Raw genomic sequence first — 24295 nt, forward strand, 5'->3', positions numbered from 1 at the left:
TTATTAGTTTTGAATGGAAAGTTAAGAATTAGAAATTAGATATTTCACATAAACATAATTATTAGGTAACCTACTGCAATGGCTACAATAGTAGCTACAAAACCAGGAATTTGGAACGAGTGGTTCAGCACGTACTTGCCTATGCGAGTGGTGCCTGTTCTATCGAAATTGATAGCAGCTACTACGGTAGGATAATTAGGGATAAAGAAATAGCCATTCACCGCAGGGAACATTGCTATCATTGCCATTGGGTGAATGCCTAAGGCAATCCCTAACGGATAAAGAGTTCGTACCGTAGCGGCTTGACTAAATAAAAGAACAGACATTACAAAAAGGGCTACTGCAAAGAGGAAAGGATATTGAGTAACTATTTGTTCGATGTGCATTTTGAAGAACTCAATATTGCCATTGAAAAAGGTATCGCCCATCCAAGCAATCCCAAAAATAGCTATCACAGCTTGCATACCTGCAATAAATACCGAGCCTTTTACTGCTTTATTGATGTCTACTCGAGCAAAGATAATCATCAAGCCAGCGATAGACATCATTATAATTTCGATGAGTTGGGTCATTCCCATTTGTACTTTCTCACCTCCTACTTCAAAAGATGGACGGAGACTATCAATAGAACCAAAAAGTACGATAGAGAGGACTCCTATAAGAAAAATAATCACTGACGTTTTGGCTCTTTGCAGGTCTTTACCGGTCATTTGCGAAGCGGTATGACTTTCTTTTTCTAAAAGACCTTCACGTAAACGGCGTTGGTATTCAGGGTCTTTTTCGAGAGGAACGCCCATAAAACTCACGGCTATGGCGCCTACAATCACCCCTATGAGCGTAGCGGGGATACACACCATCAGGATATTGCCCAGCGTAATACCTTTACTACCTAAGAGCTCAGCTGAAAGTAAAGCGGCTGTAGCTGCCGAAATAGGGCTAGCTGTAATAGCCTGTTGCGAAGCTATTACCGATATAGAAAGGGGACGCTCAGGGCGTACCTTGCTATCGGTAGCAATTTCGGAAATGATAGGCAAAAGCGAATAGGCTATGTGACCTGTGCCTGAAAACAAAGTAAAAAAGTAGCAGACTACAGGCGCCAAGAAGGTAATCATAGCGGGATTTTTGCGCAGAATTTTCTCGGCTACCTTCACCAAATAATCTAAACCTCCCGCTGCTTGCAATGTAGCAGCCGCTGTAATAACTGCTACAATGATAAGCATTACATCGATAGGCGGATTACCAGGTTTGAGTCCGAAACAAAAGACCAGAATTCCTAAACCTATCATACCGAAGATACCGAGCCCAATACCTCCTACTCTGGCTCCTACAAAGATAGCGAGGAGCACGATTAATAATTCTATATATATCATATTCAATGAATAATTGACAATAACAATTAGTAACTACTAATTTCGGGTCAAAGATACGAAAGTTTTTGAAAACAAAAAAGAGAAAAAGAATATTTTTTAAAATAAAAAGAACTTTTAAATTTAGGAGATAACTTATACTTAGCTTATAGGAAGCTTATAGGAACCTTGAACGAATCTTGGAAGATTGTTATACAAAAGGTATATAAACACTTGATATACAATAGTTAAAAATAATATAATTTCTATAATTCAGTTAATTTCCATTTTTTGATTTTTTAAGATTTTTGTATATAACATTAAAAATTCTTTTCAATGTCAAACGGAGGTCATTCGCAATTATTTGCTACCTTTGCCCTCAAAAATAACGTTATGGAATTTACCTACACTTTAGCGGATATCGATACAATTGCAAAAAAACTTCTGCCTCACTTACACTACAAAGTGGTGATTTTTAGAGGAGGAATGGGATTTGGCAAAACAACACTCATCAAAGCCTTGGTGCGTGCCTTAGGTAGTACAGACAATGTGAGTAGCCCTACTTTTAGCCTTGTGAACTCTTATGAAGGTGCTGATAGTCGTATTTACCACTTTGATTTTTACCGTATCAAAAACGAGGAAGAGGCTTTTAATATCGGCTTTGAAGAATACCTCTACTCTGGCGATTGGTGCTTTATTGAATGGGCGGAAAAGGTTGAAAAATACTTGCCTGATACTTATACCACAGTCGAATTGATACAAATAGATAAAAACCATAGAAAATTAGTAGTTAGCAATTAGAAAATTGATAAAATGCTCGTGCGGCTCGCACCAAATTATGATTAAACACATTCTCAATTTTAAACGTCCTTCGGGGACATCAAGAGGGGTTCTTACCTCCAAAGAGACCTTTTTTTTGGTAATAGAACAAGAGGGCAAAAAAGGCATAGGAGAATGCAATCTCTTTCGTGGGCTTAGTGCCGATGATGTACCTGATTATGAGGCTAAATTACAATGGGTAGAACAACACTTACACTTGGGAGAAAAGGCTTTATTAGAAGAGCTCAAGACTTTTCCGTCTATACAATTTGGGGTGGAACAAGCATTTAGGTCGGTAGTAGCTCCACACTGGTACGAGCTCTTTCCTTCGAACTTTACGAAGGGAAAAGACGCTATACCTATCAATGGACTCATTTGGATGGGCTCTCCCGACTTTATGAAAGCGCAGATAAAAGAGAAACTCGCTCAGGGTTTTCGCTGTATCAAAATGAAGATAGGAGCGATTGACTTTGAAGAAGAATATCGCATTTTAAAAGCTTTGCGCAATGAGTTTTCGGCAAACGATATAGAAATACGGGTAGATGCTAATGGTGCGTTTCAAGCAACTGAGGCACTGAGGTATTTAGAACACTTGGCTACTTTGCAATTACACTCTATTGAGCAACCTATACGCGCAGGACAGTGGGAAGCGATGGCTGAACTGTGTGAGCAAACACCTCTGCCTATTGCCCTCGACGAGGAGCTGATAGGGATATTTACAAGGGAAGAAAAACAACGACTTCTGAGAGAGATACAACCGCAGTATATCATTTTAAAACCTTCGCTCATAGGAGGTTATAGTGGTTCTGAAGAATGGATAACTCTTGCCGAAACATTGGATATAGGTTGGTGGGTAACATCGGCTTTGGAGAGCAACATAGGGCTTAATGCCATTGCACAATGGACGTACACACTTCGCAACCCAATGCCCCAAGGCTTAGGTACGGGAACGCTGTATACAAACAATATACCTTTTCCTTTGTATGTAGGAAACGGACATTTAGGCTTTAATCCTTGTGAGCGCGTAACATTTCCCTTTTCATAGGCGGTCCGGGCAATCGTTCCACCGTAAAGCCACAAGCCTGCATTGCACGACGCACAGAGCCTTTGGCAGCATAGGTTACTAAATAGCCTCCTCGTTTGAGGGCAGTGTACATTCGTTGGAAAATAGCTTCTTGCCACAATTCGGGTTGCACTTGCGCCCCAAAAGCATCGAAATAAATAAGGTCGAAAGTATCGGTATCGTTGATAGTTTCAAAACGTTGTAATCGCTTTTTGAAACTAAAAGAGGAAGAAAGTGACACTGGTTTATCCCAGATACAACGATGCATTTGTTCAAAGACAGGAGTAAGTGTAACATCGTTCAGCAATTGCGAAAAATTCATCTGTGAAGCTTCGTCCCACGAAAGCGGATAGGCTTCTACCGTTTCGTAACGAATATTCAGTTGCAAGGATTCGTGCTCTTTGTAAGTAGCTAGAGCGTTGAGACCCGTACCAAAGCCAATTTCTAAGATAGAGATGCTTTGATGGTCAAACAGTTGCAGTCCGTTTTTGATAAACACGTATTGGGTTTCTTGAAGCGCGCCGTGTACTGAGTGATAGGTCTCGTCCAACTGTGGAATATAAAAGCTGGTAGAGCCATCAGAGGTTTTTATAAGTTCGTGAGTCATTATTCAGGTAAAAGATAAAAGGTAACAAGTAATCGTTTAATAGTTAGTGTGTTGAAAAATATAGGTAAAGATTTTTGTGTTTTACGCGACAAAGTTAAAAAATATTTTGTACCTTTGACAAAAATTTAGACAAAATCAAAAACTAAAACAATATGAATTTAAAGATTGAAAAAGTAAAAGAAAGTCGTATTAACCAGATAGACTTTTCAAAACTGAGTTTTGGTAAAACTTTTGCTGACCATATGTTTATCTGCGAATACAAAGATGGACAGTGGCAAAACCCAACCATCAAACCTTATGCTCCTATAACCCTTGAGCCTTCGGCAAGCGTATTCCACTACGGACAAGCTGTTTTTGAGGGAATGAAAGCCTATAAGGACGACAATGGACACGTTTTTCTATTCCGTCCGCAAGAAAACTACAAACGTATCAACAAATCCTGCTCACGCTTGGCAATGCCTGAGTTCCCCGAAGAATGGTTTGATAAGGCACTCCGCACTCTTGTAGATATCGATAGCGAGTGGATAAAACCTGGATTTGGCAATGCCCTCTATTTGCGTCCGTTTATGATTGCTACTACTGCAGGCGTGCAAGCGGCTCCTGCTAAAAACTACCTTTTTATGATTATTACTGCCCCTGTACAAGCTTACTACAAAGGCGATGTAAAAGTAAAAATAGCCGACTATTACAGCCGTGCTGCTAATGGTGGTTTTGGTTTTGCTAAAGCTGCAGGTAACTACGCAGGTCAGTTTTTCCCTACCCAAGAAGCTGCCAATGAAGGTTACCAACAAGTGATGTGGACAGACGACGCTACTCACCAATTCTTAGAAGAAGCAGGTACAATGAACCTATGGTTCCGTTTTGGTGACACCCTTGTTACTTGCCCTACTAGTGAACGTATTCTCGATGGGGTAACTCGTAAAAGTATCATTGCAGTAGCCGAAAGATTAGGTATCAAAACCGAAGTACGCCCCGTGAAAGTAACCGAACTTATCGAAGCTGCTGAAAAAGGTGAATTGAAAGAAGCATTTGGTTGCGGAACGGCAGCGGTAATTAGCCCTATATCTGGATTTGGCTATAAAGGCAAAGATTACAGCGTAAATCGCCCTGCTGAATTATATACCGATAAAATCAAACAAGCAATACTTAACATTCAGTATAACAAGGCAGAAGACCCCTTCGGCTGGAGAGTGCAAGTAAAGTAAGAAGAAAATAATTTGTGAAAAAGTTGTGAAAAAGTTTGCAGGTTTCAAAAAAGGTCGTACCTTTGCACCCGTAAAACAAGAACAACAATGGCCTCGTGGCGCAACTGAATAGCGCATCTGATTACGGCTCAGAAGGTTACAGGTTTGAATCCTGTCGAGGTCACGAAAAAAGCTCCAACTTTGTTGGAGCTTTTTTTATCTTAATGAACGTCGTATAAGGAAAATAAATATACACAATTTAAATCTTAAAACAAAGTAGTGGTATAATAAACTTTTCCAAGAGCTTAAAGCTCTTGGAAAAGTTTATTTTTATAATGATGTAAATACTTAAAAACTTTCCTCTTAAAACCTAATCTTATTTCTTATAGAGCTCCAAGTATTCCCGTACGATTTCAAAGTCGTCAAAATGGTGTCTAACGCCTTTAATTTCTTGGTAAGTTTCGTGTCCCTTACCAGCGATGAGAATGATGTCTCCCTTTTTGGCATTCTTGCAAACGGATTGTATTGCCTGACGACGATCGGTGATGGTTTGTACTTTGTGAAAGTATTGTGGCTGTACCCCTTGTTCCATTTCGGAAAGAATCGTCTCAGGTTCTTCGTTGCGCGGGTTGTCGGAAGTGAGGATTACATTATCGCTGAGGGTTGTAGCTATGTTAGCCATTATAGGGCGTTTACCTTTGTCACGATTACCCCCACACCCCACTACGGTAGTGAGGGTCTCGTTGTGAGTGCGTATATCGTTGATAGTTTTCAGAACGTTTTCAAGAGCATCGGGGGTATGAGCATAATCCACTATGGTAATCACTCCCGTAGCCGATACGGCATACTGAAAACGTCCTGCCACAGGTTCTATGGCACTGATAAGAGTAAGTGCTTCGAGTTCGTCAATACCCAATAGAGTAGCTGTAGCATATACCGCCAAAAGGTTATAGGCATTAAACTCACCTATGAGTTTTGTCCATACCTCGTGCTGATTGATACGCAACAGCAAGCCGTCAAATCTACTCTCAATGATATATGCCTTATAATCTGCGTGAGTTTTAAGCGCATATGTTTTCTTTTGAGCTTTGGTATTTTGTAGCATAAAAGCCCCATTCTTATCATCGTTGTTTATTAAGGCAAAAGCAGTAGAGGGTAACGCATCAAAGAAACGCTTTTTCACATCGCGATAGGTAGCAAAGGTTTTGTGATAATCGAGGTGGTCACGGGTGAGGTTAGTGAAAATACCTCCTGCAAACTGTAGCCCTTCAGTACGATGCTGGTCGATGCCGTGAGAGCTCACTTCCATAAAGCAGTATTTCACCCCTTGTTGTACCATTAAGTGCAGATAATGATTCAGTTGAAGAGGGTCGGGGGTGGTGTGAGTTGCTTCAAAGCGCTGGTCGTCTACGTATACCGCCACTGTGGAGAGTAACCCCGCTTTTTGCCCTGCTTTTCTAAACAATTGGTAGAGTAACGTTGCAATAGTAGTCTTTCCGTTAGTACCTGTTACGCCTACTAAGGTAAGTTTTTCGGAAGGATTGCCATAGAAGTTAGCTACAATCAAGGCTAAAGCACTATGACTATTGGAGACTACTATATAACTCACATCAGGCAAGGGCTGTTGAGGTAATTGCTCACATACAATCGCAGTAGCGCCACTGCGTATAGCTTGGTCTATGTATTCGTGTCCGTTAGATTGCGTGCCTGTGATGGCAACAAACATACTTCCCTTTTCTACCTTTCGGGAGTCGAAGCAAACGGAGGTAATATCTTTATCTTCCACATAAAGGGAAGTTTTTATAGTGATGTTTTTAAGTAATGTTTTTAAGTTCATAATGTTAATTAGTAATTAACCGATTTTTCTATTTGTCAGTGTCATTTTACAAAGGCGAATGTTCAAAAACTTTCTTAGGAGAAGTAACCATTTCATCGAGGCGTTTTGCTATCTTTCCCCATTGGTATTTCTTTTCAGTGAGTTGAATAGGGACATCAAAATAAATATCATTATGAAACAAAAGAGCTTTTCGGTATATTTGTAGATTTTTATTAGAAAATTTATAAGCTACAAACGAGAGCATCTCATCAAATGAAAATCGCATCGACAAATAGGCTATATCAATAAAATCTTTCAACCGCGTACCATTATCGGCAATAGCTAAGAGTTTCATTGCAATAATATCCTGCAAACTAAATAGCCTTATACCTCCTATGTTTTGTATCTGTTCGCACAAAGGAGTATTAAAAGTAATAAAGTCTATTTTAACTCCTTTTATACTTCCTTTTAGAGTACTGCGAGCCTTATTGTCAGTAAGAAAGTTATATTGCTGAGATAGATAAAACTCTAATTCAGTATTATCAAAATCTTCTAACGAAAACAAATCTAAATCAATACTAGTGCGATGTCCTAAATACAGGGCTATAGCAGTACCTCCAGCTAAATAGAATTTATTCAGCTTTTCATCTTTCATCAAGATTTTCAGGAGTTCAAAAGTTGCTCTCGGTACTGTTTGTTCTTGTAACATTGTAAATCGTTTAAATCTATTTGAAATGCCTTTGAAACGAAATTCATATCCCTTTCGTTTAGGTAAGGTACTTGTTTTACTATTTCTATAAACGCTTCCAAGCCTCCATACAATTGCATAGCGGCATAAAAATCGTTGTCCCACCCTCTTTCTACAATGCGTTGTACAACTATTACTTTACCTTTCTCCCAATCAAAGGTAGAGAGGTCGTAGTCCCAAAGTAAAGTAGGAGAAACTTTTAAAGGGTCTTTGTCTTTCCAATCATCAAAAAGCATTATTTTTTAGTTGTTAGTTTAAATCGGATAATACAGACCAGTAGGACTGGTTGGAGTTTGTAGGGTACAAATGTACAATAGAATGCAGGGTGTAAAATTAGTATATTAGCACGTCGGCTAATTCTCTAATTTGCCACATTGTAACACTACTACTATATTGCGGGGTACTTTAGTACCTTTGGCAATTGATTGTGCGCTTACTTTACCTTCACCTGAGAATTTCACTCGTAAGCCCATATTCTCCAAGAGAGCAACAGCGTCCATTACGTTCATACCACTAAGGTCGGGCATTATGGTTTTGTACTTAGCAGCTTTGGCGTAGTAATCTTCGTAGTTTGTAGTAGTACTGGCTGATATTTTATCTACGTTTTCTACCGTATCCATCAACAGCGAATTGGTATAGATTTTATGAGCAATACTCTTAAATACAGGTCCTGATACATCGGCGCCATAGAAACCTACACTCTTATCGGGTTCGTGAATAACCACTATACAAGAGTATTTAGGGTTATCGACAGGAAAGAAACCTGCAAATGAAGATATATAGCTAAGCTTACTCTTATCGGCACTAGCATAGTTCTTACGGGCTGTACCTGTTTTACCTGCCATTGAGAAATCGGGAGAATGGAGGCGATGCCCTGAACCGTAGGAACGTTCTACTACATTAGCCAATAGTCCCTTGGCACGGTCAGCAGTTTGTTTAGAACATATTTTACCATTGATAATCTCCACATTAAACTTCTCTACTGTTTTATTCCATTCCTTTACTTCTTTTATCATTCGAGGTTTGACCATTACTCCTCCGTTAGCAATTGCATTATAGAAAGCCAAACTTTGTAAAGGTGTAATCTTTACGGAGTAACCTATTGCCATTGACTCAAGCGTTACCCCACTCCATATTTTGTCGCGAGGTGTAGGAATATAGGGAATCCCTTCGCCTAAAATAGGTAAGCCTAAGGGTTGATTTAGGTTCATTTGAATGAGCTTGGTAGTAAAATCAGAAGGAGATTTTGAAAAGAGGCTATGCACGAGTTCTGTCATTCCAACATTAGAAGAGACCGAAAAAGCTTTGTTCAGACTTATATTTCCTGTAAACCTATGTTGAGAGTCTTGAAAGGTCTTATCGTAATACTGTTGTTTTCCTTCCTTGATATCTACCACATAAGTCGTATCGATATTGCGGGCTTCCATAGCGGCTACTACCGTCATCAGTTTGAAGACTGAACCAGGTTCGTGTGCTTCACCAATAGCAAAGTTATAACGCTCAGAATATGTATCGTTTTTAGTATTCAGCTCTAAGTTAGAAATAGCTTTTATCTCACCTGTATTCACCTCCATTACTATCACACAACCGTGATGAGCCTTGTATTTTTTAAGTTGTGTAAGCAAAGCGTGGTGAGCGATATCTTGGATATTGATATTGATAGTAGACACTACATCGTAGCCGTCCTTAGGTTCGATGATATTAAAACCACTGGCAAGTTTCCACTGTCCTTGTGCTATTTTTTGTTCTACGCGTCGACCTTTGGTTCCTAACAAATAGCTGGCATAAGCACCTTCTAAACCTACACGGGTAGTATAGCCTGTTTCATCAGTACGGGCATAGCCGATACTGCGGTGTGCAATACCTCCTAATGGATATTCGCGTTTTATATTGCGCTCTACGATGATACCGCCTTTATAAGGACCTTTATTGAAGAGGGGGAATTTCTTGATTCGGGAGTACTCGCTATAACCCAGATTAGTGGCTACGAGCATATAGCGATTTTTTAAGCTACGTTCTTTTTTAAAGAGATTTAAGTAATAGCTATTGGGTTTTCCAAACATACGCGAAAGCGAATCGCTGAGGGGTTTTACATACCTATTGAAATTAGCTCTGGAAGGCGCAATACCGTCCCAACGAATATCATACCGAGTTACCGAAGTGGCAAGCAAGCTACCATCATCAGAATACAAATTACCTTGACTGGGGATAATATCAGCTTCTCGCAAGGTAGTTTCGTCTACTTTGGCGCGATACTCATCACCATCAATTTGTATTTTTATGAGCTTTACCGCAATGACACCTATCATCAGTAGCATCATAATGGCTACCAAATAAGTGCGCGATGTTATCTTTTTATCGTTTTTTTCCAATGCTTCTTTCTACTTGTATTATCTATTATCTGAAAGATTACTCTTCTACAATTGCCTTTATTTTTTGTGGTGGTTTTTCGGGTTGTTTGAGTCCTTTACTTTCTAATTGTTCTAAAAGCGAAGACTCCAAACGCACTTTCTGCAAACGCGAACGCACATCGACGAATTCACTCTTGAGCTCATTTACTTCGTCGTTGAGCTTAGCTATTTGGTGTACTTTGCGGTCTACCATATGCGAGCTGGCTATCATTATAACTCCCAAAGCAAAAAGGAAGCTTATGAAGAACCAATTTCGGGTAGCTTCTTTACCTTCTACCAAAAATTTTCCTCGCAATATATTCTTTATTTCATCAGTGGCTTTTCCCATTTTTTTTCAGTTATGAGTTTAAACGTTCGGCGATACGGAGTTTGGCACTACGGGCACGGCTGTTTTGTGCTATTTCAGTATCATCAGGAGTGATGAGACCGCCTACTTTTTTAAAGGGTACTGACACATTGCCATACCAATCTTTCTCAGGAGCTCCTTCTAACTGTCCGTCTCGAATGAAGCGTTTTACACAGCGGTCTTCGAGTGAATGATAGCTGATAAGGCTGATACGCCCTTGGGGCTTGACTACGGCAGGGAGTTGTAGCAAAAATGATTCCAAAGCTTCTATTTCGGCATTTACCTCTATACGAATGGCTTGATAGATTTGTGCTAACACTTTGTTCTCTTTAAATTTAGGCAAAAGAGCTTTTACTGCCTCTTGTAGTTCACTGCCTAAGCGTATAGGCTTCTGCTCTCGGTAACTGATTATGGCACGGGCTATCGCTTTGGCATTTTTCAGTTCGCCATATTGAAAAAAGATATGAGTGAGTTCTATCTCGCCATACTCATTGACGACTTCTTGGGCTGAAAGAGGAGCTTGCTGGTTCATACGCATATCGAGTGTACCTTCAAAACGAGTAGAGAAACCACGCTCAGCTACATCGAACTGGTGAGAGGAAACCCCAAAATCACCCAAAACCCCATCTACTTGTGTTACTCCATAAAAGCGCAAATACTGACGCAGATACTTAAAGTTTTGCTGAATAAGAGTAAAACGTTCATCATCGATGGTATTATTAAGGGCGTCGGCATCTTGGTCGAACGCATAGAGGCGTCCGTTTTTACCGAGGTGCTTTAAGATTTCGCGCGAATGCCCTCCCCCACCAAAGGTAACGTCGACATAAGTGCCATTATCTTTGATATTCAGTCCCTCAATGCTTTGCGTTAAGAGTACAGGAGTATGATAGGGGGTGTTATTGTTCATTTACTTGCTACGTGATATAATAGAGTGCAAAGGTACGAATTTAATACTCAACCACCAAATTTAAATTAAATGAGAAAATGGGAGAATGAGGAAATGAGAGAATGAGGAAATGAGAAAATGAGAGAATGTGAGAATGTGAGAATGTGAGAATGTGAGAATGTGAGAATGAGAAAATGGAGAAGGTTTTGAAGGGATTGTAAAGGTGTGTTATCGGAGAATCTCGGAGAGAATCGAAAAGTATCGAAGATAGGGTTATGGTATAGTTAGCTTATAGAAAGCTTATAGGAAGCTTATACGAATCTTGGACGATTGGTATAGAAAGGGTATATAAGTAGTTAAGAATGAGAGATTAAGAGCGAATATTGAAGAGTTAAAAAGTGTTAATTAGGCGAAGGAAGAAGAGTGAAAAAACGAAAGTATATAGAGACGAAAAAGGAGGAATACAGAAACCGTAAAGGCTGTGAACTGGAAGAGAATGGTATAAAAATTGATGTGTGGGGCATAGATGTATTGGCATTTATGATTATTTTCGTATCTTTGCACCATCATTGGAATGAATTTGAATGAAAAAAACGTATTACTATATATTATTCACTTGTTTATTAACCTTTTGTACTAACCTTTGGGCTCAGAATGACAATAGCAAGACCCGCCGTATCGAAATTATCTACGGGGGGGAATTTACGATTGACAATGAGAAATATCCTGGGGCTACTATCTTTAAATCGGACGGGCAACGGGTACAGTTTCGACATCAAGGGTTAGACGTGTGGTGCGATTTGGCTGTGCTCTACGAGGAGAAAAACGAGGTGATTGCACACGGCAATGTAGTGTTACAACAAGGCGACACGCTACAAATGAACAGTCAGTACGTATCGTATAAAGGGAATACTAAAACAGCTGTAGCGCGCGAGAACGTGCTATTGCGCAATGGGAATATGACGCTGGAAACCCAAGAACTCTTCTTCGACCGCAACTCTCAGGAGGCTTATTACAACAATTTCGGGAAAATTACTGACCCTGAAAATGAGCTCACCAGTAAAACAGGAAAGTATTACGTAACGACCAAGAAAAACCAATTTACCAATTCGGTAAAGATTGTCAATAGAGATTTTACGGTTAATTCGCAGGTGTTGGACTATTATCACAATTCGGGCAACGCCTATTTTTACGGCAAAACTACCATTGTGGGCGCTGACTACAAAGTGTATTGCGAGCGTGGTTTTTACGATACGCGCCGAGAATTGGGTTATTTTATGAAGCACGCCAAGATAGAATACGACCTGAAAACCTTGGTGGGCGACAGTTTGTATTTTGATAAACGCCGTCAGTTTTCTTCGGGCTCTAACAATATCTTCATTTCGGACACGGTAAACAAGACCTTTGTACGAGGGCATTACGGCGAAATTCACAAGGCAAAAGATTCGATGTTTATCACCAAAAAGGCAGTGGTAATCACATTAGTAGAGAAAGACTCGATGTATATGCACGGCAAGCGCATTTTGGTTACTGGCAAACCGCAACACCGCGTGATTCGCGCTTACCCCGATGCTCGTATTTTCAAAAGTGATATGCAAGCCAAGTGCGATTCTATTCACTCTAACGAGGCTAATGGGCTGACCCAAATGGTGGGCAAACCTGTAGCGTGGACAGGCGAAAGCCAAATGACGGGTGACAATATTCACCTGATTGCCAATACGAAGACCGAGCAATTGGACTCTTTGAAAGTGTTTAACAACGCACTGGTGGTAGAGAAAGACAGTTTGGGCGATGGCTATAACCAAGTGAAAGGCAAGTTCTTGTATGGCAAATTCAAGAAAAATGTCTTGCGACAAATAGACTTTTTGCAGAATACCGAGTCTATTTATTACGTGTATAACGACGCTAAGGAGCTAGTAGGTATCAACAAACTGACTTGTAGTCATATTAAGCTCTATTTAAACAAAGACCAGCAAATACAACAAACGGTGTTTATTACACAACCATCGGGGAATTTATACCCAGACGATAAATTACACGTGAACGACCGTAAGTTTAAGGAATTTATATGGCGAGGTGATGAACGTATCCGCAGTAAAGAAGAGATTTTTAGCGACGCGGAGAAGAAAATAAAACCCAAAGAAATTAAGGGAATGAAGACCCCTGAGGAGATAGACGAGGAGGAAAATCTGCTTGCAAATCCGTCGCTTAAAAAAGAGAATAAGGCAGGGAAAGAGAAGGCTAAAGAGAAACCAAAAAGCAAATAAGACGAAAAGTTGGCATTTTTATTGCACAATAATAAAAAAAGGCGTACATTTGCCTATTGATTAATTTTAAAACATAAACTATATGAAAAAATTTATTATCGCAATGTCGGTGTTGGGATTAATTACCACATCGTGCGTATCCAAAAAGAAGTATGCTGAATTAGAAGCAAGAAACAAACAGACTGAGGATTTGCTAAACACTGCTACCGTAAAACTCAATATGTGTTTAGACGAAAAGAACAACTTGACTCACAAGTTGGAGAGTATGAAAAATCAGAACGACTTGCTCAAAGAAAACAATCAGCAGCTCATCAACAATATGGGTAACCTTACTACGCTTACCCAAAAAGGTGCTGAGAACCTTGAAAAATCATTGGAAAGCTTGCGTGAAAAAGATTTAACTATCAAGAATTTGCGCGATGCTGTTACCCGTCGTGACTCAATAAACCTCGCTTTGGTACAAAGCCTCAAAGGAGTGTTGGGTAACTTAGACGACCAAGATGTAGACATCAAAGTAGAAAAAGGTGTGGTATTTATCAATATCTCTGATAAGATGCTTTTCAGCAGTGGTAGCTACACTATTTCTAAAAACGCAAAGAGCGTACTTGAAAAAGTTGCAAAAGTGGTTAAAAATAAACCTGACTTTGAGTTTATGGTGGAAGGACACACCGATAACGTAAACATCAAAACAAGTTGTATTCGTGACAACTGGGATTTGAGCGTAATGCGTGCTACCGAGATTGTACGTGTATTACAAAAAGACTTTGGAGTTGCTCCTGAGCGTATGACCGCTGCCGGACGTAGCTACTACGTGCCATTAGCAAGCAATGGTGATGCTAACGGACGTGCCTTAAACCGTCGTACTCGTATTGTGATATTGCCTAAGCTCGACCAATTCTACACTATGATTGAAGAGGGAATGAAAGACCCTGCTATCGGTGGTAAAGGAAAATAATTAGCAAATTTGAACATTAGCAAATTAGAAAATGAAATAAGAGTCAGCAGTTAGTGTAAGGCTAATTGCTGACTTTTTTGTATGGAAGAGTGAATAGAAAGTGCGAGCCACACAAGCAGTCGTAGCACGACAGGTATTTTTTTAATTGGTAAATTAGTAGATTTTTGAAGTTATAAGTTTAGTAAAAAAAACAATCAAGCGTTGGTTATTATTTCACTAATTTTTTGTATAAACCACAATATTGTTATACCTTTGCACTCAAAAAGACACAAAATTGATAACTTATTAAAAGAAATAGATAAGTGCTATAAACATCTTGTCTTATACTTTTGTACCGAAAAATAAAAACAGTAACATATGAAAAGAAAATGTTTGCTACTATTGTTTTTAGTAGCTACAACTGCTGTTTTTGCACAGCACAAATACACCCTTAGTGGTTCGATTGCTGATGCTTCTAACGGCGAAAAGCTCTTAGGGGTAAACTTTATCATCAAAGAACTGCACACAGGTACCTCTACCAACGAGTACGGGTTCTATTCTATTACCTTGCCCGAAGGTAAATATACCATTACCATTGAGTATATAGGCTATGGTACTCACCAAGAAACTATAGTACTAGACAAGAATATCCGCAAAGATTACAAACTGAAGCCTGAGGCTATTCAGCTTACAGGAGTAGACGTAACTGCAAATGCCACAACCCAGAAAACAGCAGTACGCAAGCCTGAAATGAGTGTAGCTTCTATTCCTATCGCTACGGTGAAGAAACTGCCTGTATTGGTAGGTGAAGTAGATATTATCAAAACGCTGATGCAGATGCCAGGGGTGAGCAACGCAGGCGAAGCATCATCAGGATTTAACGTGCGTGGAGGTGCTGCCGACCAGAATTTAGTGCTTCTTGATGAAGCAACGATTTTCAATGCATCGCACCTCTTTGGTTTTTTGAGCGTCTTCAACGCTGATGCTATACGTGATATGAAGCTATACAAAGGAGGAATTCCAGCACGTTATGGCGGACGTATCGCTTCGGTTTTGGATATTTATCAGAAAGAGGGTAACAAGAACAAGTTCGGAGCTACAGGGGGTATAGGGGTGCTCTCTTCACGATTACTTGCGGAAGGTCCTATAGTAAAAGATAAAGCCTCGTTTTTAGTAGGAGGTCGCGCCTCTTACGCTCATCTCTTCCTTAAACTGAGCGACAATGAAAATTCGATGTACTTTTACGACCTCAATACAAAACTCTCTTACCAACTGAACCAAAACAATGCGCTGTATCTTTCGGGTTACTTTGGTAGAGACCTTTTTAAACTGAGCGATAACCTTACTAATGCTTATGGCAATGCTTTAGTGAATTTGCGTTGGAATCACTTATTTACTGAGAAGCTCTTCTCTAATTTATCTGCTATTTATAGCAATTACGACTATAAGTTTGACTTTAACTGGATTGATATGATATGGACTTCAGGGATAGAGAATTTCAACCTAAAATATGATTTTAAGAACTATGTATCAGAGAAGTTTAAATTCACTTATGGATTTCAAGGATTGTATTATACCTTCAAACCTGGTAAAATAGTACCTACCTCTCCTGCTTCTACTATTAAAGAAAAAATATTAGACAATAAATATGCTGCTGAATTGGGATTCTATGCTGATGCCGAACAGAAAATTGGGAAAGCTCTTACGGTATCGTACGGCTTACGCTTTAGTAATTTTTATCACTTAGGAAAGCGTACTGTAAATGTGTATAAAGATGACAACCCTGTGATATTTAACGCTAGCCGACAAATCTATCAGAAAGCGACTCCTATTGGGACGAAGTACTACGGTAGCAACCGTATTATAAATTTGTACTCTAACTTCGAACCACGCTTTACTATGAGCTATGCTTTCAACGATAATAAATCAATAAAAGCAAGTTATGCGCGTACGGCTCAATATGTACATTTGATTTCTAACACAGCTTCACCTTCGCCTTTGAACGTATGGGCACCCAGTGATGAGTTTATCAAACCACAGTTAGCTGACCAAGTGGCATTGGGTTATGCTTCTAACTTCTCGGACGATAAATACAGTATAGAGGTCGAAACTTATTACAAGAAAGTGCAAAATCGCTTAGACTATATAGACGGTGCGAACCTCATTGCTAACGAAGCGATTGAACAAGTATTGCTAACAGGGGAAAACAGAGCTTATGGTTTGGAACTGTTATTGCGTAAAAACACCGGTAAACTCACTGGGTGGATAGCTTATACACTCTCAAAATCGGAAATGCAAACTAAAGGGCGTACTCTTGAAGAAATAGGTATCAACTACGGCGACTGGTATAGTGCTCCCTACGACAAACCTCACGATGTTTCGATTACAGCTACCTATGAGCTCTCTGCTAAATGGACATTCGGAGCTGTATTTAACTTTCAATCAGGTTTACCTACTAATTACCCCGTAGGACGTTATAACTACTTAGGAAAGAGTGTTCCTGACTATAGCAAACGCAACGAATACCGCTTGCCTACTTATCACCGTTTGGATCTTTCGGCTACCTATACGCCACAACGCCCAAACAAGCGTTGGAAAAGCGAATGGGTTTTCGGTATTTACAACGTGTACAACCGCAAGAATGCTGTGAGTGTTTCCTTCCGTGAGAACTTAGACACCCATAAAAATGAAGCCGTTAAACTCTCTATTTTTGGTATTATACCCAGTGTAACTTATAACTTTAGTTTCTAATGCTTAAACCTCTATTTACTATGAAAATAATAAATATTTATATTATACTTCTCAGTGCTTTAGCTTTAACTTCTTGTGAAGAGGTCATAGATTTAAATTTGGACTCTGCTCCTCAAAAGTTAGTGATTGATGCATCTCTCGATTGGAAGAAAGGAGAAACAAAAGCCTATCCTGTAGTGGACATCAGTTATACGGAAGCCTATTTTGGCGATACGCCTTCACCTGCTATTGATAATGCCATTGTGAAAATCAAAGCACATACTCAAACCCAGACGCAAGAGTACCAACTCTCGTTATGGGACGGTACTTCTACCATTACCACTGATAACGTAGCCACATTAAAAGGCGGTAGCCGTTATGTATTCCCCACAGGTATCACTCCTGAATTGGGCAAGGACTATGAACTTATCATAGAACTCAACGGACAAACCTATACTGCTAAGAGCAAAATGCTTGAAGCTCCTATAATACCTTCTGACAAAATAGTACAGAAAGAAAACGGAGGCTTTTTAGGTGACCAAATAGAGTTAAAATTCTACTTTGACGGTATTAGTGATGGTGTAGCCAATGCTTATTTAGTAAGGCTGACACAAAGTAGTAGTAAAAAAATTACTTACGGGACTTTGGACGACAACTATATAGCTAACTATAAGTTTTTCTTTATAATGACAGGACTCAATAATGATAAGTTAAACAAAGGAGATATTGTAAACGTAACACTTTATCGAATTCACCCTCAATACAAAGAATTTGTGCAAATGCTTATAAGACTATCAGAAGGACAAGGTCCATTTACTATTCCTACGCGCCCCATAGGTAATATTGTGAACAAAGAAAATTCTCGTGCGAACCCTCTTGGAGGTTTTCGGGTGGCACAGTATACTACGCTACAATATACAGTAAAATAATTGCTCGTGCAGCTCACACTACCACTTCACTTGTACCAAAAACTCGTGAGAGTTACGCGATTGTAAATTGAGATGTGTTTGAAAGTAGGTTTCAAAACCATATCCCACTGATATATAATAATTCGGGATATTGAAGAGCACATAAGAACTAAAAGCCTTATCAGTGCGATAGGTAAGTCCTACCTCAGCACGGTTTAAATAGTCAGTAGCTACAGTGAAGTTTGTTGAGGCTTCTTGTTTTTTAGCAAGACGTATTTGTACGCTTGGTTTTAGAGTAAAATCAGAGGAAATGTGCCAATGATAGCCCGCCATTGCATAATATAACATATTCTCAGCAACGGAAGTCATTACATCATTTTCCATACCCACTTTATCAGAAGCAAGCATATTGGGGATAGATAGCCCTACATAAAAGTCACGCAATTCATAATAAACTCCAGCCCCAAAGTTGAATTGGAACTTCCCCGAGATATCTTGCAAATAGGGGTCGTAGCGCGTAGCATTCTGTCCCGCATTGTACAAGTGATTATATGTGCGTATTTGGCTTATATCAATATTAAAAAACTCTCCTCCAAACTTAATTCCTCCTACGATATTAGAATGTTCGTTTATAGGCACTCTATAAGAAAAGTCTCCAAAAACACCCGTTTGTTTCTGAATAAATACTTTATTATTGGTTACTGAAAGCCCTAAGCCCACGCGGTCAGTTATCTTGTGAGTGGTAAAAAAGGTTTGCGTTTGAGGAGCTTCATTCATTCCACGCCATTGGTTGCGAATATCTGCTGAAATAGTATGCCCTTTTTCTACACCCACTACAGCTGGATTCTCCAAGTTTTGGTGTTGTTGATAAAATATGTACGTAGGGTCTATAGATTGAGCTTGTAGTGCTCCTGCGATAAACAAAAAAACACTGATAAGTAATCTTCTTTTCATTCTGATAATAATTTCTTCCAATAAAGAATAGGAGCAAATTGTAACTACAAAGCTCCAATATTTGAGTAAAAGCAATATAAACTAACAATTAGAAACAAAAACAACTCAAACACTTAAATTCTAAATTATAATAACACTCTTTGTTTCATTTTCACCTCTTAGCCTTACCATTTAAATTGCACCAAAAACTCGTGAGAGTTGCGCGACTGTAAATTCATATGGGTTTGAAAATAGCTCTCAAAACCATAGCCTATAGATACATAATAATTAGGAATATTAAATAATACATAAGCATTCACAGCCTTATCTGTGCGATAAGTAATCCCTAATTCTGCTCGTTCCAAAAAGTTTCCTGCTACTGTAATATCGGTCGAGGGATATTCGCCTTTGGCTAAGCGCATCTGCAAACCCGGTTTAATAGTGAAATCGGGAGTAAGACGCCAGTAATAGCCTGCTATGGTATAGAAGTACATCGTTTCGGCTAAAGAAGTCATTTGGTCATTATCCATTCGCACCCTATCGGTAGCAAGCATATTAGGGATAGAAAAACCTACGTAAAAGTTAGGGTGGTCATAATACAGCCCTGCCCCAAAGTTAGTCTGGAACTTTCCTGAAATGGTTTGCAAATAAGGGTCGTAATAATAAGTAGGGTGCATACGTGTGCCATTAGGGTAATATTGGTTATACAAGCCGTTATAATACGTCATATCACTTCCGTCTATATTATAGAAATCACCGCCAAATTTAATTCCTCCTATCAATCGCGAGTTGTACGAAATGGGTATTGCATACGAGAAATCAGCATAAATGCCTGCTTGCTTTTGTATAAATATTTTGTTACTTGCCAATGAAAAACCTAACCCCACGCGGTCACTCAAACGATGCGTAGTAAAAAGGGTTTGTGTTTGTGGGGCTTCGGTCATTCCTCGCCACTGGTTGCGTATATCCACCGAAATAGTGTGTCCAAACTCCATTCCCACTGCCGCTGGGTTTATTAGGTTTTCGTGTTGTTGATAAAAAATGTATGTAGGGTCTGTAGCTTGTGCGTGCAAAGCACTTGTGCCTATTACCAACATACTTAATAATATCTTTTTCATAGGATTCTGTGTTTTTCTCTTCTTAATAATTAATGTAAATCCAAAGTTGTTTCTTGTTCTTTTCACTGCCGTCAATGCTGAAAATAGCTACATACGAACCTCGTGGCACTAAGGTACCATCAGATTTCTTTCCGTCCCATTGGTTCTTGTACCCGTGAGCCGAGTAGATTAATTGCCCTAAGGTATTGAATATATACAGGGTGTTATTAGGGTATCGTTCAGCACGCGCTATCACATAAGTATCATTCACCCCATCGCCATTAGGGGTAAAAGCGTTGGAGATAAGCACATAATCCACCTGTGGGTCTTGTGCATTCGGGATTCCGTCGCCATCTACATCGTCATCACAAGCGTCGCCTATACCGTCATCGTCTAAATCAGCTTGGTCTGGATTGTAAACATTAGGACAATTATCTTGGTCATTTAAGAAACCATCTCCATCTATATCGTTATCGCAAGCATCTCCTATACCATCGTTGTCAGTGTCTTGTTGGGTAGTGTTAGACACGGTAGGGCAGTTATCCAAAACATTTAAAATTCCATCACCGTCCATATCGTCATCACAAACATCGCCTACACCGTCATTATCAGCATCAGCTTGGTCAGGATTGGCTACAGTCGGACAGTTATCCATACGCGAAGGTATGCCGTCATTATCCACATCGTCATCTTCTTTTACGGTGATATTCCCTGCATTCACCGCCAAAAATAGGTTCTCTTCAGCTTTCACCATAAACCTTCCTTGCTGCGTTTTAATAGCATCAGGCACGCTTATTTCAGCTTTCCCGTTATTGGGTAAGCCCGTAGCTAAGGTATGCGAAAAAGTAGCTCCTCCGTCAGTCGAAAAGAGTATTTTCACTTTTTCGGCGTTCACAGGTGCTTTATCAGTATTAGCTACATCCCACTGCAAACTTACTTTTTGTCCTACATACCAAGTGCTTTGCTCGGTATGCGAACTCACTTTAAACGGACCCGCGTCTGCACTCACTACCACATCAATAGTTTTATAAGCTGTATTTCCTGTTTGATTGCTTGCTAAAGGACGGTCGATAACCATAAAAGTCCAATGCAAGGTACGCCCTATGTTGAGCACTGTTTCCCAAGCATCTCCTTTTTTAGGTTTTTGCTGGGTGAGCGTACCCGCTACTATACGCTCCAAACGCGGGATATAGCGATATGATTGTGCTGAGGGTTTCATAGAGCGTGCCGTAGCTCCTGAACGTATTGTAGGTGAAAAATAATAATTACCCGTTTCTGTATAATTGTCGCTTTCTTCCCACGTATAAAGCAATGCATCGCCATCAGCATCGGTAGCAGTACCTTCTAACAAATAGGCAGTTCCATACGGAATAGTATAGCTTTTCAAGTCGGGTATCTCAGGAGGGGTATTGCCCGTAGAATTTTCGGTAGCACAAGACTTGCCTTGTAGGTTATCTGTAATGTCGTAAATAGTGCGGTGATGAAAATAAGGGTCAGCATTCTGTTGCACATCATAATATCGCGTAACTCCTGCGTAGCTCATAATAGTAGTACCACTCCCTGGTTCCATCTGCGACCCCGACCCATCTTCTCTGCGATAAGAAAAAGTATGCCGTGCCCCCAGTTGATGTCCTATTTCGTGAGCTACCACATCTATATCAAAAGCACTTCTATTGCGTACGTAAGCAAACGGATAAGACGAAAATCCCTGCCCCTTGAGGCCGTTGGTACACACGCACCCTATACAACCTGCATTACCTCCTTCTGCAGCATTGTGAAACAACTGCCCTATATCATAATTAGCATTACCTATCTTGTTGTCCAAAACTTCTTGCAGTACACTAGCTTTATTCTCGTACCATTCTTTTTCGTAGTTAATACCCGTAAAAGGGTCAGTATCTTTAGTCTCATATACTATACTATCGTCCGAAACTAACTGAAAAACAATCGACAGCTGTTGCCCATAGACCTCATTTACACGGTTTAGCGTACTGACTATTTGGACAAAAGCTGAAGCCTTCCCCCAGAAATAATCAGTATATTCGTGGGTGCAAGCAATTGCAATGCGAAAGGTACGTTGCATAGGTTTAGTCTGAAATGAAGGGCGTTGAGCCGCTTTACTTTCCTGCAAAAGAGTAGGCACATCCAATGTTTTACAGTCTATGAATGTTTTTTCAACATCCTTACGACGATAAACCCTGTAATAAACGCCTTCTTTATCTTCTGCTTCTATAAACGAATAGCTCAACTCTTCTTCCATAATAGCATCAAGCCCATAATCGCTCCACGTAAAACGAATATGTTTAGAGGGGTCAGTTACTGATTTACCTACAAAAGTTTTAATAGAAGGATATTTGCGTGCAACTGCTTCCGAAAGAACCTGCGTAGGTGCAATGCGATAAGTAATGAGTGCTCCGTTGGCATCAGGTATCTGAACGGTAGCCTCACTGCGTCTACTATCGGCTTCCAAAGCACGTGCAAACGCCTTTTTATTCAGTGTAAAATACTGATAATTGGGGTTATTAGTAGTTACTGCTGCACTGCGCTGAGTCGAGAAATCTGCTTTGCGCCAATAACTCTGTGCCGACCCTTGTAGCACCACCAAAATAAATAACCAAAAAATACTATTGTAATTGCTATATCTCAATGTTTAATTCTTTATATATTTTTAATTTCTTTTGCTTCCTCACTTAATATTCACCCAAAAAAATCACTGTCACGTCCTAAAAAAGGTTGTCATAATTAATTATTGCTTTATTAGTCAAATTTTCTCATCTCCCCATTTTCCCATTCGCTCATTTTCTCATTTCCTCATTTGCTAATTAATCCGCCTCCACACACCCAGCTGTGAGCCCTCACTGGCTTTACCTTTTACCTTTTACGTCTTACCTTTTATCTCCCCGTGTGGCTCGCACTATAGTACTCAAACGCCTCGTAAATCTCTTCCTCAGGCACTACACAATCCGTTTTAGGCTTACCTATCTCCTCCAAAAGCACAAAGTGTACTCTGCCCGCTACATTCTTCTTGTCAAAACGCATCAACTCACAAATATCCTCAATATCCTCTTTATGAAAAGTTTGTTTGCTGAAATACTCTCCCAATACGCTTTTCACCTTATCGCATTTGTCCTTAGGGAAGCCTAACTTTTTCACCGATAGGTAAGTAGCCAACACTATTCCTATCGCAATAGCCTCTCCGTGCAACAAACATTGGCGATTAGGGTTTTCCAAACAATACGACTCGATAGCGTGCCCCAGTGTATGACCGTAATTCAGTATTTTTCTCAATCCACATTCTTTCGGGTCTTGCATTACCACCTCGTTCTTTATCACCACCGATTCGTGAATAAGGCTATCTAAATCAGCTAACGAAAGGCTTCTCAAATCACACATTTTGTTCCAATAGGCCTCCGAGCGAATAAGTCCGTGCTTAAACATCTCTGCCATTCCGCTACGCAATTCCTCAGCAGGTAACGTTCCTAAATATTGTGAGTCTATCACCACCCCCAACGGATTGTTTATCACTCCTACAAGATTTTTCAAAGGACCTAAATCCACCCCCGTCTTCCCCCCTACCGAGGCATCTACCATTGCCAGTAAACTCGTCGGCACATTAATAAAGGGCACTCCGCGCATATAGGTAGAAGCCACAAAGCCTCCTAAATCGGTTACCACTCCTCCTCCTATGTTTATGAGCAAGCTCTTGCGGTCGGCTCCTAATTCCGAAAGTGCGTGCCACACTTGCGTACAAGTATCGAGGTTTTTATGCAGTTCTCCCGCTTCTATTTCTATAATTTCTATCGGAATATCAGTAATGAGAGTAGGTAAAAACACAGGCAAACATTTTTCATTGGTATGACTATCCACCAACAAAAATAGCTTCGAAGGACGTTTTTCCGCAACTATTCGATTGATAAAATCAGTTCCTTCCTCATTAAAATAAACGTTGTAATTTCCAGCTCTGATAACATTTGCTTCCATCAGTACAGAATTTTTGGCAAAAGTAGTAAAATAATAACAATTGTACAAATTCCCCCTTTCAGCACCAAAAGACCGTCATATACACAACACATTTACTCCTTCCATTCGCCTTACATTCATCTTAGATTTATTGTTTCTTCGTTCATTCTTCGTTCTTCTTTCATCTTTTCATCATCTGCCCGTGCGGCTCGCATCGTCTTTTCTTCGTCTCACTTTTCC

The 24295-nt window shown here is 39.8% G+C and carries 19 protein-coding genes and 1 tRNA gene; 8 read left to right on the forward strand and 12 right to left on the reverse strand.

The features are described from left to right. Window positions 1-44: 44 nt before the first annotated feature. Window positions 45-1370 (reverse strand): anaerobic C4-dicarboxylate transporter family protein, encoded by a 1326-nt coding sequence (locus tag HMPREF1320_RS04080; RefSeq protein ID WP_034554086.1) that lies wholly within the window; start codon window positions 1368-1370, stop codon window positions 45-47. A 312-nt stretch (window positions 1371-1682) separates the two neighbouring features. Here HMPREF1320_RS04080 and tsaE point away from each other — a divergent pair, with 312 nt between their 5' ends. Both tsaE and HMPREF1320_RS04090 read left to right on the forward strand, forming a co-directional pair. Then, window positions 1683-2147: a tRNA (adenosine(37)-N6)-threonylcarbamoyltransferase complex ATPase subunit type 1 TsaE gene (gene tsaE, locus HMPREF1320_RS04085; protein WP_009417498.1), complete on the forward strand. Its 465-nt coding sequence runs from the start codon at window positions 1683-1685 to the stop codon at window positions 2145-2147. Between the two features lie 37 nt (window positions 2148-2184). Beyond that, on the forward strand, window positions 2185-3210 hold the full coding sequence (locus HMPREF1320_RS04090) for an o-succinylbenzoate synthase (protein ID WP_034554089.1): 1026 nt from the start codon (window positions 2185-2187) through the stop codon (window positions 3208-3210). Here the strand turns inward: HMPREF1320_RS04090 and mnmD are convergent. Beyond that, entirely contained in the window at window positions 3173-3835 is a 663-nt protein-coding gene (mnmD, locus tag HMPREF1320_RS04095; RefSeq protein ID WP_009417500.1) for a tRNA (5-methylaminomethyl-2-thiouridine)(34)-methyltransferase MnmD, read from the reverse strand. The two genes, HMPREF1320_RS04090 and mnmD, sit on opposite strands and share 38 nt — an antisense overlap. 152 nt (window positions 3836-3987) lie before the next feature. Between mnmD and HMPREF1320_RS04100 the strand changes: the two genes are divergently transcribed. Then, window positions 3988-5040 (forward strand): branched-chain amino acid aminotransferase, encoded by a 1053-nt coding sequence (locus HMPREF1320_RS04100; RefSeq protein ID WP_009417522.1) that lies wholly within the window; start codon window positions 3988-3990, stop codon window positions 5038-5040. Between the two features lie 89 nt (window positions 5041-5129). Continuing rightward, window positions 5130-5203: transfer RNA gene (locus HMPREF1320_RS04105), tRNA-Arg, on the forward strand. Between the two features lie 192 nt (window positions 5204-5395). Here HMPREF1320_RS04105 and HMPREF1320_RS04110 read toward each other — a convergent pair. From HMPREF1320_RS04110 to rsmH, 6 genes are all read right to left on the reverse strand, one after another. Beyond that, a complete protein-coding gene (locus HMPREF1320_RS04110) occupies window positions 5396-6856 on the reverse strand; it encodes a UDP-N-acetylmuramoyl-L-alanyl-D-glutamate--2,6-diaminopimelate ligase (RefSeq protein ID WP_009417501.1) in 1461 nt (486 codons plus the stop codon). A gap of 46 nt (window positions 6857-6902) precedes the next feature. Continuing rightward, window positions 6903-7544, reverse strand: a complete 642-nt coding sequence (locus tag HMPREF1320_RS04115) for a nucleotidyl transferase AbiEii/AbiGii toxin family protein (RefSeq protein ID WP_009417534.1) — start codon at window positions 7542-7544, stop codon at window positions 6903-6905. After that, window positions 7499-7819: a DUF6922 domain-containing protein gene (locus tag HMPREF1320_RS04120; protein WP_009417465.1), complete on the reverse strand. Its 321-nt coding sequence runs from the start codon at window positions 7817-7819 to the stop codon at window positions 7499-7501. Before HMPREF1320_RS04120 ends, HMPREF1320_RS04115 begins: the two co-directional genes overlap by 46 nt. Window positions 7820-7936: 117 nt before the next feature. Next, on the reverse strand, window positions 7937-9955 hold the full coding sequence (locus HMPREF1320_RS04125) for a penicillin-binding protein (RefSeq protein WP_009417481.1): 2019 nt from the start codon (window positions 9953-9955) through the stop codon (window positions 7937-7939). Between the two features lie 37 nt (window positions 9956-9992). Next, a complete protein-coding gene (locus HMPREF1320_RS04130; protein ID WP_002671172.1) occupies window positions 9993-10322 on the reverse strand; it encodes an FtsL-like putative cell division protein in 330 nt (109 codons plus the stop codon). 10 nt (window positions 10323-10332) lie between these two features. Next, on the reverse strand, window positions 10333-11247 hold the full coding sequence (gene rsmH / locus HMPREF1320_RS04135; protein ID WP_009417475.1) for a 16S rRNA (cytosine(1402)-N(4))-methyltransferase RsmH: 915 nt from the start codon (window positions 11245-11247) through the stop codon (window positions 10333-10335). Window positions 11248-11810: 563 nt separating this feature from the next. Here rsmH and HMPREF1320_RS04140 point away from each other — a divergent pair. The 4 genes from HMPREF1320_RS04140 (at window position 11811) to HMPREF1320_RS04155 (ending at window position 18086) form a co-directional block, all read left to right on the forward strand. Continuing rightward, window positions 11811-13493: an OstA-like protein gene (locus tag HMPREF1320_RS04140; RefSeq protein ID WP_009417479.1), complete on the forward strand. Its 1683-nt coding sequence runs from the start codon at window positions 11811-11813 to the stop codon at window positions 13491-13493. Window positions 13494-13575: 82 nt separating this feature from the next. Next, window positions 13576-14448, forward strand: a complete 873-nt coding sequence (locus HMPREF1320_RS04145; RefSeq protein WP_009410200.1) for a flagellar motor protein MotB — start codon at window positions 13576-13578, stop codon at window positions 14446-14448. Window positions 14449-14805: 357 nt separating this feature from the next. Continuing rightward, window positions 14806-17178, forward strand: coding sequence for a TonB-dependent receptor (locus tag HMPREF1320_RS04150; RefSeq protein ID WP_009417535.1), 2373 nt, complete (start codon window positions 14806-14808; stop codon window positions 17176-17178). A gap of 20 nt (window positions 17179-17198) precedes the next feature. After that, window positions 17199-18086, forward strand: coding sequence for a DUF4249 family protein (locus tag HMPREF1320_RS04155; protein ID WP_009417523.1), 888 nt, complete (start codon window positions 17199-17201; stop codon window positions 18084-18086). 18 nt (window positions 18087-18104) lie between these two features. Here HMPREF1320_RS04155 and HMPREF1320_RS04160 read toward each other — a convergent pair whose 3' ends face one another. From HMPREF1320_RS04160 to aroB, 4 genes are all read right to left on the reverse strand, one after another. Further along, window positions 18105-19019 (reverse strand): PorP/SprF family type IX secretion system membrane protein, encoded by a 915-nt coding sequence (locus tag HMPREF1320_RS04160; RefSeq protein ID WP_034554093.1) that lies wholly within the window; start codon window positions 19017-19019, stop codon window positions 18105-18107. 164 nt (window positions 19020-19183) lie between these two features. After that, a complete protein-coding gene (locus tag HMPREF1320_RS04165; protein WP_009417525.1) occupies window positions 19184-20116 on the reverse strand; it encodes a PorP/SprF family type IX secretion system membrane protein in 933 nt (310 codons plus the stop codon). A 22-nt stretch (window positions 20117-20138) separates the two neighbouring features. After that, window positions 20139-22742 (reverse strand): thrombospondin type 3 repeat-containing protein, encoded by a 2604-nt coding sequence (locus HMPREF1320_RS04170; RefSeq protein ID WP_009417530.1) that lies wholly within the window; start codon window positions 22740-22742, stop codon window positions 20139-20141. A 245-nt stretch (window positions 22743-22987) separates the two neighbouring features. Next, window positions 22988-24076, reverse strand: coding sequence for a 3-dehydroquinate synthase (gene aroB / locus HMPREF1320_RS04175; protein ID WP_009417489.1), 1089 nt, complete (start codon window positions 24074-24076; stop codon window positions 22988-22990). Window positions 24077-24295 lie beyond the last annotated feature (219 nt).

The sequence above is a fragment of the Capnocytophaga sp. oral taxon 335 str. F0486 genome, assembly GCF_000277665.1.
Classification (GTDB): domain Bacteria; phylum Bacteroidota; class Bacteroidia; order Flavobacteriales; family Flavobacteriaceae; genus Capnocytophaga; species Capnocytophaga ochracea.

What these genes read in the sequence shown, in the direction of transcription:
- tsaE (WP_009417498.1), top strand. Translation starts at nt 1,683, where the DNA reads ATGTCAAACGGAGGTCATTCGCAATTATTTGCTACCTTTGCCCTCAAA.
- HMPREF1320_RS04165 (WP_009417525.1), bottom strand. Translation starts at nt 20,116, where the DNA reads ATGAAAAAGATATTATTAAGTATGTTGGTAATAGGCACAAGTGCTTTG.
- HMPREF1320_RS04120 (WP_009417465.1), bottom strand. Translation starts at nt 7,819, where the DNA reads ATGCTTTTTGATGATTGGAAAGACAAAGACCCTTTAAAAGTTTCTCCT.
- HMPREF1320_RS04145 (WP_009410200.1), top strand. Translation starts at nt 13,576, where the DNA reads ATGAAAAAATTTATTATCGCAATGTCGGTGTTGGGATTAATTACCACA.
- HMPREF1320_RS04160 (WP_034554093.1), bottom strand. Translation starts at nt 19,019, where the DNA reads ATGAAAAGAAGATTACTTATCAGTGTTTTTTTGTTTATCGCAGGAGCA.
- mnmD (WP_009417500.1), bottom strand. Translation starts at nt 3,835, where the DNA reads ATGACTCACGAACTTATAAAAACCTCTGATGGCTCTACCAGCTTTTAT.
- HMPREF1320_RS04140 (WP_009417479.1), top strand. Translation starts at nt 11,811, where the DNA reads ATGAAAAAAACGTATTACTATATATTATTCACTTGTTTATTAACCTTT.
- HMPREF1320_RS04110 (WP_009417501.1), bottom strand. Translation starts at nt 6,856, where the DNA reads ATGAACTTAAAAACATTACTTAAAAACATCACTATAAAAACTTCCCTT.
- HMPREF1320_RS04130 (WP_002671172.1), bottom strand. Translation starts at nt 10,322, where the DNA reads ATGGGAAAAGCCACTGATGAAATAAAGAATATATTGCGAGGAAAATTT.
- rsmH (WP_009417475.1), bottom strand. Translation starts at nt 11,247, where the DNA reads ATGAACAATAACACCCCCTATCATACTCCTGTACTCTTAACGCAAAGC.
- HMPREF1320_RS04080 (WP_034554086.1), bottom strand. Translation starts at nt 1,370, where the DNA reads ATGATATATATAGAATTATTAATCGTGCTCCTCGCTATCTTTGTAGGA.
- aroB (WP_009417489.1), bottom strand. Translation starts at nt 24,076, where the DNA reads ATGGAAGCAAATGTTATCAGAGCTGGAAATTACAACGTTTATTTTAAT.
- HMPREF1320_RS04100 (WP_009417522.1), top strand. Translation starts at nt 3,988, where the DNA reads ATGAATTTAAAGATTGAAAAAGTAAAAGAAAGTCGTATTAACCAGATA.
- HMPREF1320_RS04150 (WP_009417535.1), top strand. Translation starts at nt 14,806, where the DNA reads ATGAAAAGAAAATGTTTGCTACTATTGTTTTTAGTAGCTACAACTGCT.
- HMPREF1320_RS04115 (WP_009417534.1), bottom strand. Translation starts at nt 7,544, where the DNA reads ATGTTACAAGAACAAACAGTACCGAGAGCAACTTTTGAACTCCTGAAA.
- HMPREF1320_RS04155 (WP_009417523.1), top strand. Translation starts at nt 17,199, where the DNA reads ATGAAAATAATAAATATTTATATTATACTTCTCAGTGCTTTAGCTTTA.
- HMPREF1320_RS04090 (WP_034554089.1), top strand. Translation starts at nt 2,185, where the DNA reads ATGATTAAACACATTCTCAATTTTAAACGTCCTTCGGGGACATCAAGA.